9 protein-coding genes and 1 pseudogene are annotated in these 13,253 nt (G+C 53.7%); 9 read left to right on the forward strand and 1 reads right to left on the reverse strand.

The features are described from left to right. The 3 genes and pseudogenes from CAFE_RS19605 to CAFE_RS00020 form a co-directional block, all read left to right on the forward strand. Positions 1-1,275, forward strand: a pseudogene (locus CAFE_RS19605) (hypothetical protein); the annotation flags it as partial. A 140-nt stretch (positions 1,276-1,415) separates the two neighbouring features. Beyond that, positions 1,416-4,025, forward strand: coding sequence for a cadherin-like beta sandwich domain-containing protein (locus CAFE_RS00015; protein ID WP_156989424.1), 2,610 nt, complete (start codon positions 1,416-1,418; stop codon positions 4,023-4,025). Positions 4,026-4,062: 37 nt separating this feature from the next. Further along, entirely contained in the window at positions 4,063-5,232 is a 1,170-nt protein-coding gene (locus CAFE_RS00020) for a hypothetical protein (protein WP_156989425.1), read from the forward strand. 15 nt (positions 5,233-5,247) lie between these two features. Here the strand turns inward: CAFE_RS00020 and CAFE_RS00025 are convergent, their stop codons facing one another. Then, positions 5,248-7,236 (reverse strand): ATP-binding protein, encoded by a 1,989-nt coding sequence (locus tag CAFE_RS00025; protein WP_156989426.1) that lies wholly within the window; start codon positions 7,234-7,236, stop codon positions 5,248-5,250. An 81-nt stretch (positions 7,237-7,317) separates the two neighbouring features. Between CAFE_RS00025 and CAFE_RS00030 the strand changes: the two genes are divergently transcribed. The 6 genes from CAFE_RS00030 to CAFE_RS00055 are packed head-to-tail and all read left to right on the forward strand — an operon-like array spanning position 7,318 to position 13,240. Next, positions 7,318-8,538, forward strand: coding sequence for a hypothetical protein (locus CAFE_RS00030; protein ID WP_156989427.1), 1,221 nt, complete (start codon positions 7,318-7,320; stop codon positions 8,536-8,538). After that, positions 8,535-10,067 carry an MORN repeat-containing protein gene (locus CAFE_RS00035; protein WP_156989428.1) on the forward strand — a complete coding sequence of 511 codons (1,533 nt, stop codon included), beginning with the start codon at positions 8,535-8,537 and terminating at the stop codon, positions 10,065-10,067. The genes CAFE_RS00030 and CAFE_RS00035 overlap by 4 nt, the downstream gene beginning before the upstream one ends. Positions 10,068-10,079: 12 nt before the next feature. Continuing rightward, complete coding sequence (locus CAFE_RS00040; protein ID WP_156989429.1) at positions 10,080-10,652, forward strand: Pvc16 family protein; 573 nt, start codon at positions 10,080-10,082, stop codon at positions 10,650-10,652. Continuing rightward, positions 10,649-11,263 (forward strand): hypothetical protein, encoded by a 615-nt coding sequence (locus CAFE_RS00045; protein ID WP_156989430.1) that lies wholly within the window; start codon positions 10,649-10,651, stop codon positions 11,261-11,263. The genes CAFE_RS00040 and CAFE_RS00045 overlap by 4 nt, the downstream gene beginning before the upstream one ends. A gap of 1 nt (position 11,264) precedes the next feature. Beyond that, complete coding sequence (locus CAFE_RS00050) at positions 11,265-11,651, forward strand: DUF4280 domain-containing protein (protein ID WP_330593674.1); 387 nt, start codon at positions 11,265-11,267, stop codon at positions 11,649-11,651. A gap of 59 nt (positions 11,652-11,710) precedes the next feature. After that, on the forward strand, positions 11,711-13,240 hold the full coding sequence (locus CAFE_RS00055) for a phage tail sheath family protein (protein WP_156989431.1): 1,530 nt from the start codon (positions 11,711-11,713) through the stop codon (positions 13,238-13,240). Positions 13,241-13,253: the final 13 nt, after the last annotated feature.

Here is a 13,253-nt window from a genome sequence, read left to right on the forward strand (position 1 = left end):
CAGACGGCCCCGACGGCCTCGCCGGTCAAAGCGGGCGAGAAGCTATCCGCGTCCGTATTGACGGGAGGCGTCGCGGCGGCGAACGGCAAGCAAATATCCGGCACATTCGCGTGGGCGCATCCGGATACGGCGGTTACGGCCTCCGGAAGCTACGAGGTGATTTTCACGCCGACGGATACGGCGGATTACAATACGGTCGGCGGCATTCCGGTGGCGGTGACGGTATCCGGGGGAAAAATAACGCCGGCTATCCAGACGGCCCCGACGGCCTCGCCGGTCAAAGCGGGCGAGAAGCTATCCGCGTCCGTATTGACGGGAGGCGTCGCGGCGGCGAACGGCAAGCAAATATCCGGCACATTCGCGTGGGCGCATCCGGATATGACGGTAACGGCCTCCGGAAGCTACGAGGTGATTTTCACGCCGACGGATACGGCGGATTACAATACGGTCGGCGGCATTCTGGTGGCGGTGACGGTCGCGGCGGCACCGTCATCCGGAAGCCATTCTTCAAGTGCTTCCGTTCCTTCTCTGCCCTCTTCGCTGACGGATGTCCCGACGCATATCACCGTTTACCTTTCGGACGTAACCTTCCCGTCGTGGGTGACGGGCGTTTCGCTTTCCGTTACCCCGGAAACCGCCTCCGGCGCTCCGACGGGGACTCCGGGAGGCGCGGCCGACCCGCAGGGCGCGGCGGCTTGCAGCCTTGCCTTATCAGACGCGGCCCTTAACGTCATTGGAACGCCGCTTCTCTTGAACATCAGGCTGCTGGACCGAAGCGGAAACCCTGTTTCCTTTACCGGCAGCGCCACGGTCAGGATTCCGCTTCCCGCGGACCTGCGCGGCACGCCGCGCGTATTCCGGTACGAATCAAACGGTACGCTGACAGACATGAACGCGGCCGTGGAAAACGGCTTCCTCGTATTCCAGACCACCCATTTCAGCGATTACGTCGTCGCGGGCACGGGCGATTCGATCACGCTGGACACAAAGGATTATTCGATGCCCGTCGGCGGCAAGTACCAAATCGGCGTGAAGCTGACCGGTACGAAAGCCGCGGCGGTAAAATTCCACTCGACAAACGATAAAGTCGCAACCGTTGCAAAGCTGAAAAACGGCAATTATCAAGTCACCGGAAACGGCCTTGGCACGGCATATATCATGTTCGACGTGTACGACAATAAAAACAAACTCCTGACCCACGCGTCCGTACGGGTGGACGTGAAAACGGGAATCCGGCCGAGGGGCGATTCCACCAGGCAGATCGGCGTGTTTTAGCCGGAAGGCGAACAAAATCCCTTTATTAATGGCGGCATCTTGTTAGAATCCTGTCAGAGGCGTCCGCTATCATATGAAACAAGGAAATTATCGCAGGGCAGCAAACCAATTTCCTTGAAATGCGAGGAGAGAAGAGCAACATGAGCAGAAATACGGTCGGTCAAAAAGCGCTTTCTTTCTTACTGTGTTTTGCGCTGGTGTGCAGCATTTTTTCGCTGGACACCGTAGGCGTTTACGCAGATCAGCCGACTATGGACGAATCCCATCTTCACGACAGCCAGATTGTTCTGGACCTTGACAGCGGCAGTATCATGTTTACTGCATACGATTATAATGCATATACGTTTGGTGATGGCATTTATCATTGTTTTGATTCGAATGCTACCATTATCATTCGTCAGAGCAGCACAAACTCTACCACGAATACGATTATGGACGTTGGTACCCCGTATCCCGTAAACCTGGCGCTGGACGGCGTAAACATTGATGTTTCCAATGTAACGGACCCTCTTTCGAAGACCAACGACATCTCCAACACAGCGAAGCACTGCGCGCTCTGCCTGTCGGATTTTTATGGCCACCATGATTATCCTGCGGTGAATCTGACGCTGAAAGACAGCAACTACCTAAAAAGCGGCAGCTGTTTTGCCGGGTTGCAGGTAGACGGCGGACAGACGTTGAATATTGACGGCAACGGCAGCCTGACAGCGACCGGCGGTTTGGGCGCGGCGGGAATCGGCGGCGGTGCAAACATTGATCAAGAGAATTTATTTCAAAAGTATGGCTATGGATGCGGCACCATTAAGATTCACGGCGGCACGGTGACCGCGAACGGCGGTACTGAGGGTGCTTTTCATGGTTCGAGTGAAGACATATTCGGCGGAGCGGGGATCGGCGGCGGCGGGCGCTATTCGGGCGGCGGTTCCGGCGGAACCGTTTCCATCAGCGGCGGGACGGTCACGGCGATCGGAAGCACCGCTTTAGCCAATTCTGGTGGATCCCACACCTTACTCCGCAGTGCGGGAATCGGCGGCGCCGGAGGAATCGACACAGGCGGAAGCGGCGGCACCATCACCATTTCCGGCGGCACTGTGACCGCGAAAAGCGGAGGCGCAGCAATGGAATATCTGTCCAACGCCCCGAAGAATGATAATTTTGGCAATTATGGCCTTCAATACGGCGGCTCGATTTCTCAGGGCGGGCAAACTTACCACATCTATTACAAATATATTAACGGTTTCGGCTATTTGTATCATGCCACTTGGGAAAACGGCAGTATGGACAATATTTTACAAGTTCCGACCGACGGGGCGGCCATTGGCAGCGGAGGAATCCCCTACAACAATATGCAGAATAGTGAATATTCTTCCCATACCGACAGTGGAAACGGCGGCACAATCACAATATCCGGCGGCACGGTTACCGCGGAAAGCACCGAAACGACCGACAACATTCTCGGAGGCGCAGACATCGGAAACAGCGTAAGCGTGACGGTCAGCGCGGGCGCAACATGGAAACTATATAACGATCAGGGCTGCCAAACTGAAATTTCCAATAAAACCGTGGATTTGAAAGAGGGCGACAATACCGCCTATATCAAAGTAACCGCACAGGATGGAACGACGACAAAAACGTATACCATGAAAATCACGCGCGCGGCCTCTTCCGCCTGTGATATTACCGGCTTTACGAGCCCATCCGGCGCGGCGGTAAGCGGCGCGGACGTCACGGCCTCGGTCGGCAGCGGCACGGCCAGCTTGCCCGTAAGCGTGACGGTCAGCGCGGGCGCAACATGGAAACTATATAACGATCAGGGCTGCCAAACTGAAATTTCCAATAAAATCGTGAGTTTGAACGTGGGCGTCAATACGGTTTATGTCAAAGTTACCGCACAGGACGGAACAACGGCAAAAACGTATACCATGAAAATCACGCGCGCGGCCTCTTCGTCTTCCTCGTCCTCATCGGGAAGCCATTCTTCAAGTACTTCCACTCCATCCCTGCCATCCACTTTGACAGACGCTTTCACCGGCGCGCAGGCTGATCTTTCCGGCGCAACGTTCCCGCCCAGCGTAACCGGTGCTTCGCTTTCTGTTACTCCGGAAACGTCAACCGGCGCTCCCCAAGAGGTTTCGGGAGGCACGGCCGACCCGCAGGGTGCGGCTGTTTACAAATATGCCATATCAGACACAGCTTTGAACATCATCGGCACCCCGCTCCTTTACAACATCAAGCTGCTTGATCAAAGTGGAAACTCGGCTTCCTTCACCGGCAGCGTTACAGTACAGATTCCGCTTCCGGCGGGAATTCACGGCACGCCGCATGTGTTCCGCTATGAGGAATCAACCGGCACGTTTACCGATCTCGGCGCAACAGTGCAGGACGGATACCTTGTTTTCAGTACCAACCATTTCAGCTATTACGTCGTTGCGGGGACCGGCAACTCAATCACACTGGACACGAAGAACTATCAGATGCCCGTCGGAGGAAAGTATCAGATTGGCGTAAAGCTGACCGGAAGCAAGGCAATGACCGTAAAAGTTTATTCAACAAGCGATAAAACCGCAACCGTTGCAAAGCTGAAAAACGGCAATTATCAAGTCACCGGAAACGGCCTTGGCACGGCGTACATCATGTTCGACGTGTACGACAATAAAAACAAACTCCTGACCCACGCGTCGGTAAGGGTCGATGTAAAAACCGGAATCCGGCCGAGGGGCGATTCCACCAGACAGATCGGGATATTCTGATGGCTCTCTATCGAAAAATTTTAAAGGAGAAAGAAAATTGCCAGAGAGAGATTTTCCAACTTTAAAGGAAGCTAGCAAGATTAAAGCACCACAGCGGAAAAAAATGAAAGGTCGGGTGAAGTACGAAAAAAAACCGATATACCGGAGTTATCAATTTGTGCCTGATTTGCTTTATCCCACAGCAATACAGCAACCACCGGCTGGTGCAGCGCAAGACACTGCACCTCAGGCGAAACAAGAAATATTGTTTCCACAGCAAGCACAACGAATAACAGTGCTGCCGCAACCCCAGCAAGCACTTGAAATCAATTTTGAAATTCAACCTCAATATAATGATTTAAGTCAATTTCTAAAATCCGAAACCAATGTCCCGTTTTTCGTCATTGATTTGAATAAAAGCATAGCTAAAAGCGATGATGGCAAAAATAGTATTATCATAGTAACATATGGGAATGAGAATAGCGAGATAGAAGCTGCAATTTTTCTGAGAAAAGTCATGTCAGAAAATAACTATGTAACAAGCAGTGACCTATTAAGTGAATTAGATTCCTGTACTTGTGCATTTATTCCCCACCCACCTGCATTATTTTATTCCGATAAGGCCTTTATTGATCGTACGGCTAAACATGAAATGGGACACAGTAATCAACCTAAACAATTAGGCGAAGCTGAATTTGATGAAGTGTATAAATTGAACAGATCACAAGTATTCCTGATGGATTTACACAATATTCTTTTGACAGAAAACTCTTACCTCAAAGATTTATTACCCGATGACGAAGATTTGTGGAAAGAATATTTAAGAATTACATGTGACAATGGTATTAAATACGTAAGATTAACTTACAAAAAACAATTAGAATTTAGATCAGACACAAAATCAAGATATGGTAAATTTAAGGAATTATTTAAAAAAATGCCAGAAAAAATATCGCCTCTTTTTAAAGGAATTTTTGAAGGAATGAGTCGAACATTAGCAGAAATTTCCGAACTTGAAGAGCAACATAAAATTAAGTCAGTTGAAATTTTCCAAAATAGGAAATGGGTGCAATTGCCATCTAGTCAAACAACTGCGGTTGTGCTGGAATATATGTTGACATTCATTAATGATACTATAAAAAGTATACGGACGAACGCAAAAGATGAGCAAAATAATGAATTTGTGCGACAATTTATTGCCGATTTCGAAAAATTAAATCTGAGTTAAAGATGCCGATTACTATTAAAAAAGCGAGAAATTTCGTCCCTCCTTCTCCGCCTCATTCCTGAGCGCTTCCGTCATCAACTCATCCGTAACCCGCCCGCCCCGCGCTTTCGCGGCCATGCGGGCCAGCCGCGCGGCGGCGTGGATCGTCGCCGGGGAAAGCTCCAGTTCCCGCGCGTATGTCTTCAAGTCTAAATCGGAGCAATCCCCCGGGAACGCCTGTTTCCACAGCAGAAGCCGCTGCGCCTCGTCCGGCATGGAAAAGCGCGCCAGAACCGTAATGCGGCGCAGAAACGCCTCGTCGAAGTTTTTGAACAGATTCGTGGCCAAGAGAACCGTCCCGCCGTACTGCTCGATGCTTTGCAGCAGGTAAGACGTTTCCACGTTCGCGTAGCGGTCGTTGGAGGAGCTTACCTCCGTGCGGCGGGAAAACAGCGCGTCGGCCTCGTCGAAAAACAGGATGCAGCTCCGCTCCTTCGCCGCCTCAAAGATTTCCGCCAGGCGCTTTTCCGTTTCGCCGATGTATTTGTCCAGCACGCGGGAAAGGTCGATTTTCAGCAGTTCCAGCCCCAGTTTATTTGCGATGGCGGAGGCGGCCATCGTCTTTCCGGTTCCGGATGGGCCGTAAAGCAGGCCGATCACGCCCTTGTTTTCGCCGGAATCCCCCCGCTTTTCCGCTTCGCGGTTGGATTCGATGCAGCCGCAGAGCAGCTCCAGCCGATTCCTCGTTTCGTCCGTGACAATCAGATCGTCCATTTTCGCGCCGCTTTCCACATTCAGGGCGCCGGAAATCTCTTTTTCCTGCGCGCGCACCGCAAAAGCAAAGTCCCCGCCGCCGATCTTCCCGCGTCCCTCCCGGCGGCAATGCTCTTCGGCGGCAAGCCACGCGGTTTCGATCTGCCGGAAGGTCATCCGGAAGTAATCCGGCGCTTCCGACGGTTCGATTCCGTACTTCCCGCAGAAATAACTTTGCGCGGTTTCATAATCTTTTCCGTTCAGAAAGCCGGTGGTCAGATGCAAAACCGTTTTTCCCTCAATTTCCGGCGCGGGGCAGTCTTCCCGGTCGCTGAGGATCAGGCACGGAATTCCCCGGTCCGGGAGCTGCCGGAACAGAGCTTGCGCTTCTTTCGCGCAATCCGGACCATATCCGCATACGCACAGCACGCTGTTGGAAAGCACCGCGTCCAGCGCGCATTCACAGGAACGCGCGAAAAGCTCCGCTTCGTCCGGCTCTCCTCCGCACTGGTAAAACAGGCACGGGCGCTCCGTTCTTGCGGCGGCGCGGCGGGCAAAGATCCTTTTTCCGTTTCCCGCGCGGCCGGTTACATAGAGAAGAATATTTTCCCCGCGCATCATTTTTCGAAGCGCGTTTTCGGCGGATTCCAGCAATTCATTCCGAACCGGCAGAAAATCGTCGGCATGATCTTGAAACAGGCGGCGGTTCCGGCCATCCTGCACGTTCCCGTTCAGCAAAAACCGAAGCACGTTCCTTCGCAGCAGCAGCGGGGTGAACAGAAGCGGCTGAACCGCGTCGCTTCCCTTTTCCAGGCAGAACAGGTAACGCAGGACGGAGTGTTCCGCATCGGCGGCGTTCAGACCCTCGTCGATCCTGCCTTCCGAAGAAAATTGGGAATAGACGCCGCAGGCAAAGTCGAAATTCGGCACGGGAGTTCCCGTCAGGCTCTGGACGCTGTTGCGCAGGCCGCCGTCCAGTTCGCAGCACAGGGCAAGGACGACACAGAACCACCCGCATCCCTCCAGCGCAAGCGCTTCCCTCAGCGCGGGCAAGGTCAGATACGGCTCCGAAGACTGTTCACGTTCCCTGATTTCACGGACCGCTTCGGCGATCCGGCTCCGAACCGGTTCCGGATTGTCGGAATCCATCAGAGACACGCATTGCTTGCATATCCCGATGGCATCCATTAGGTTCTGCCAGTTAGAATGGTACCCGTCCCGTGCCGCCATAAAAAAATCCCCCTTTTGGTTTGGCCCGATCTTTGCTTTCATTATAGAAGATTCATCCTGCTATTTCAATCGACAGTTTTCCGTAAAATGCTGTTATAAAACGTAAATTTCACGAGGTAACCTATGGAGAACGAATTTTTTCAGCGAAACAGATATGAAAAGGGCATGCTTCTGACCGCCGAGGATCAGGAGCAGCAGCAGGCGTACCATGTGGAAAAGCGCAGGCTGCTGAACCGTTTGGCCATAGGATCCGGAGTCGTAAACGGCTTTTCGCTGGGAACGGACGACGATGGGACGGTGCTGACGATCGGCGCCGGCCTTGCGCTGGATTTCGCCGGGCGTGAAATTTATCTTCCGCGGACAGTCCGAAAAAAAGCGGACGAATTACTTCCGTCAACAGATCATTTTGAAGGGTGGCTCCGAATTTATGTCCGGTATGACGAATCGGCCGTGGGCGAAGCGGCTGTTTTACCCCTGCCGGACGGAAGCCACCCTGTTATTCCGAACCGGATTCAGGAATCCCTGCAAATAGCCTCCGCGCTCGAAGTTCCGGCTGACGGCGTTGAGCTTGCGGAAGTGCGGATTGCGCCGCGGGACGGGCTGCCCGTGATCGCGGACCTGAATCCCTGCAGCCGCACGTTCCGGCCCGCTCTGTTTTCCGTGAAGGACGAAACGAAGACTGCGGCGAGCGGGGTACTGTCGGTCAACCTTGACCGCATTCCGGACTATGAAGGTGCTTTTTATTCCCGGGAGGTATCCCACGGCTTAGGGCCGGGCGCGAATATCTCCGTCATAACAGCCGTGTTGGACGGCGACGGGGATTCCGGCTGCGTAATCAGCGGGAATTCGGAGCTGTTCGGCTGCCCCCTGCGAACGGCGGTCAAACTGTTCCCGGAGCGCGGGAGCTTCATTGCCGTGGTGCGGCCGCATTCCGTTCAGAACGGGCTGCTGCGTCTGCGTTGGTACGCGCGGAAAATGGAGGACGGGGGAGAGACGCCTGAGGAAGAAGAACCGATCCCAAACGAAAAAAGCAAGCCCGAAAATCAGGAAGCGGAGCCGGCTGAATCCGCTTTTCCCGAAAGCGCGGAGTTCCTTTTGAATCCATCGGTCGCGTTTCTGCGCAGAGGGCAGACCGTAAAATATACGCCGATTTTTCACAACGGTATTTCCGGGAGGGACTGCCGGTTCCGGGTTGCGGATCCTGACGGAGGAACCATCGACGCGGACGGAATCTATATGGCGCCCGACCGGGCCGGCGTTTTTGAAATCGCCGCGAGCATCGACGGCCTGCCGGAAATTTCGGCAAACGCCCTTGCCTGTGTCCTCTCGGAGGAAGAGACATGAAAAAACTGCTGAAAGCGCTCTGGAAAAAAATTGTTGCGTACCCGACCTCGTGGAAGGATTATGTCACCGTCGGAAGATGGATGATTTATAAAAAGCTGCTGATCATCGTTTCCGTTCTGATCCCGGTTTTGGCAGTGGCGCTGATTTGCTTTTTCAGCCGCCAGCCGGCCGGCGCGGTACCGGTTTTCCGTGAATCGGATGCGAAGCTGAAGCTCTATTCGGGGCAGGCGGTCGTACTGATGAATCAGGGAAATCAAAAAATCTATGCGGGGCAGGTTGCCTGCGGAAAATATTCCGGCAGCGGGCAGCTTTATTCCCCGTCGGACGGGACGCTGATTTATTCCGGCGATTTTTCCGAAGGGAAATACTCCGGCCAGGGAAGCCTGTACATCGGAAAACAGCTCCTATATGAAGGCGGTTTTCTGAACGGCTTATATAACGGAAACGGCACTTTATATTCCGGAAGCAATGTCCTTTTTTCCGGTCAGTTTGCGAATGGCGCTTACGATGGAACCGGAACGCTGTACGAAGGAAAAAACATTTTGTATTCCGGACAGTTTGCGGGCGGGGCTTACAGCGGGAAAGGAACTCTGTACGCGAACAGTGTCAAAGTATATGAGGGCGGATTTGAAAACGGCCTCTACAGCGGTCAGGGTTCCCTTTACACGCAGGGCAAGCTGATTTATACCGGCGGCTTTGCGCAGGGGAAACGGGACGGGCAGGGAATTCAGACCACGCCGGATGGCGTTAAGATTTATGAAGGCGCCTTCCGTAACGACTGTTACGACGGAGAGGGAAAATTATATTCCGGCGGCGGCGCCCGCCTTCAGTTCGAGGGCAATTTCATTCAGGGAAAGCCCGGCCCCAGCGGTTCCATTTACAATGCGAGGGGCCAGCTCCTGTACAGCGGCGCCGTATATGAAGGCTCCGTGGATTATCTGAGCCTGTTGGGAATTCCGGTTTCCACGCTGCGGACGGAAGTAAAAGAAGTGCCCGATATTTATTATGGTTCCGGTTTCGTCGGGTATCTCTATCAGGAACTGGGCTTTGCGTTTATTACAAAGTACGATTACTCAACGGATTCTTCGCAATCCGGACCAGCAATGAAAAACACATTATCCATTTCTACGTCTTCTGAAATAGTAAGCGAAGCAGACAGCAGTTTGTTCGCCAAGCCGGAGGATAATCTGGTAGTTAATACCCTGCTGGTTGAAGAGCGGTTCTTTTCTTTGCAAATGCCGGAAAACGAATCTCCGTCCGCTGTGAAAAACAATATTACCGGGTTCGAGGAACTGATGGAATCCCGGCTTGCCCGTATTCCGCATTCTTCCTTCCGGCAAAGCTATCAGCCCAGGACCACCATCCGGGGAGACCATCTTTTTGAAGCGTTGAATCTTCCAGAAGCTGCCCAATTCACTGGAAAAAGCTTTGACAAGGACGGAGTCACCTATTTTTATCGAACAAGCGACTGCACAAAAGACGGCGTACCGTGGGTCATCTTCTGTGAAAAAGACAAGAAAAACGAATAGGAGGAGAGCGATATGGCCGGATACGGCATTATTGCGGACATAAGCAAATATCTGCTGGACACCGTGCGAAATTCTGTCTGCCCGAATCTGATTCAAAGCCGGGAACAGATCTCCTTTGGGTCGCCGAATTCGGAAAACCAGACGGCGCTGCTTTGCGTTTATCTGTACGGGATTCAGGATCATTACGATTATTTCCCGCGGGACGCGGCGTCTCTGCTGCAGTCCTCGTCCCGGAAAACGGCAAAAGCACTTTCCCTTCAGTACATCCTGTTTTTCAGCCGACACGCGCAGATGCCGCTGGACGCTCTGACCGGGCAGCGGGTGTTCGGCAGGCTGATCCAACAATTCTCTGTCGGCCCGACGATCGACATCGCAGGGATCCACGCGGAAGCGGACAGAGAGGATCTTCCGGCAGAGATTGCGTTTTCCAAATTGGACTCACACCAACGTCAGGAGCTTTGGAACGGCTTTTCCGAGCCGCTGCGCCCCGCAATCTATCTGCAAATCGGACCAGTCCTTCTGGCGGGAGAATCGGAAAGCCTGAACCGCGTCGGCGAGTTTAGCGGAGAAGTGGAAAACGTATGAAACTTGTATTTTCCTGTGCGCTCGTGCTGCACCGTCCGTTCGATTCCGCCCCTCCGGAATCAGAGCCGGAATTTCGGATGGATGGGCGCGTTCTGAATCCGTTTCCGAAACCGGGCGGAATTTATGTTTTCGTCGATCTGCCGCCCGGTGCGGTATCTATCCGATGCCCCGGATACCAAAATGCAGCGGCGGATGTTGAGACCGGACAGGTCAGGCACATCTGCCTTTATCCGGACAGCCGGTACAACCCGCCTGTGGGGTGGCAGATTGTAACCGCAAAAGCCAAGCCCGGAGGCATCAGCTGGATTCGGGACAATTCCTGCGAGATACGGCTGCTTACAAATGAACGGGAAAAGCAAACGGTATGCTTATATGCCCGCCCTGGATTTATCGGGGGAAGTCTTCTCTTCTCCCGTGATAACGTGCGGGAGCAGGCCTTAATCTTAGAAAAGCAGCCGCCCAATCGCTATTTTCTCAGCGAGCTGAAGGGAGACTACACCGGCGGGACGGCCTGCAGGATTTATCCCGGAAGAGGGGACGACAGCGGGAACTGCCGCCTGATTATTCCCCAAAACATGGATTTTTCCAGTTTGATTGTAGAGGAGGGGTAATGTGGGACAGGGGGGCGTAAACGGCGCGCTGCTGCAATGCACGTTCGGCATGGTACCGTCCGTACTGGCGGTTTTGCCGGGAAGCCGTGTTTTTTGCGGCGGCATGCCCGCGGCAAATATCATGGATAATAAACCGCTCATCAACATCTGCCCGTTCGGGATGTGCACCTGCCCCTCCAACCCGACGGTGGCCGCGGCGACGGCAGCGGCTTTGGGGGTCCCGACTCCGGCTCCGTGCATACCGGTTACCATTTCACCCTGGGTGCCCGGTAATCCAACTCTTTTGTTTGGCGGGTTTCCGGCACTGACGCAGGAAAGCAAACTGATTTGTTCCTACGGTGGAATCATCACCATCAGTACGGCGGGTCAATCTTCCGTCGAATATTAATTTCAAAAATTGAAAGGAGAGAGCTTTGCGGGAAGTGACCCCGTTAAAGACGAGGAATAATGGCTGAATATTTATCACCGGGAGTCTATGTGGAAGAATTCGATTCGGGGATCAAACCGATGGACGGGGTCAGCACCAGTACGGTGGGTTTCGTGGGCATGACCGCCAGAGGACCGCTGACCGGCGTTCCGCAGTTTGTGGGTAGCTTCGCGGAATTCCAGCGCATTTTCGGCGGATACCTGCCGAAGGGAATCTATGGGCAGCGCCGTTTCCTGCCGATGGCGGTGGAGCAGTTTTTCGCCAACGGCGGCTCGCGGTGCTTTGTGATGCGCCTTTTGGATGGAACCGGCGCGCAGGCTTCCGCGGCCGATCTCGGTACCCTGAAAATCACGGCGTCCAGCGTAGGGGCCTGGGGTGATTCCATTCGGGTATCGTGCAAAAGAAGTCCTGTCAACGACAAACTCTGCAATTTGCTCGTATCCAGCCCCGAATTTGAAGAATCCTACGAAAATGTCTCAATGGACCCGAAATCGGACGGCTATCTTGTCCGCCTGTTGGAAAAATCGCTTCTCGTTAGGGCGGAATACACCCCAGCGGAAGAGGTGCCGGATTTGTATTCTCTCTTTCCGGACAGTGAAGAAGACAAGAAAAACGGGAATTGGGTTACCGTACCTTTGACCGGCGGGTGCGACTGCGCAAAGGGAGAAAATCCCGCTGACAAGATCAACGCGGCTGTTCTGAAGGGGACGGATGACGGCCCGAACCGACGCAGCGGACTCTGTGCCATGAAAGATGTTGCGGAGGTCAGCATTTTGGTCTGCCCGGGAGCAACCGACCCGGCGGAGGTACAGGAGATCGTAACGCACTGCGCGGAAATGGAAAACCGCGTCTGTATTCTGGATATGCCGTCCGGTATGAATCAAGTGACCGACCTGCAACAGTACCGCGCACAGTTTGACAGTTCCTTTGCAGCGATGTACCACCCTTGGGTTCAGGTCTTTGAAACGCTGGAAAAGAAATCGGTCTATATGCCGCCCTCCGGGACCATGGCGGGCGTTTACGCGCGCACCGATACGGAGCGCGGGGTTCATAAAGCGCCGGCTAATGAGGTCCTTCGGAACTGCACCGGGCTGGAAACCGTATTCGGAAAACCGGAGCAGGACATGCTGAATCCGGTCGGGGTCAACCTGATCAGGAATATTCAGGGCCTTGGCATCCGTGTATGGGGTGCGCGCACCTGCTCCAGCGATCCAAGCTGGAAATACGTCAACGTGCGAAGACTGTTTATCTATATTGAGGAGACGATACGCCGGAATACAGGCTGGGCCGTGTTTGAACCGAACGATCAGCTTCTTTGGACTAAAGTGCGCGGCAGCATCGCCTCATTTCTCGGCACACTCTGGCGAAACGGCGCGCTGATGGGGGCGACGGAAGCGGAGGCCTACTTTGTCAATATCGGAAAAGGCAGCACCATGACGCAGGACGATATTCTGAACGGCCGACTGGTCTGTGTAATCGGCGTGGCGCCTGTGCGCCCGGCTGAATTTGTCATCTTCCGAATCACTCAGATTATGGAACAGAATGGTTAAAGGGGGAATGAAG

Source organism: Caproicibacter fermentans, from assembly GCF_009746625.1.
Taxonomy (GTDB): Bacteria; Bacillota; Clostridia; order Oscillospirales; family Acutalibacteraceae; genus Caproicibacter; species Caproicibacter fermentans.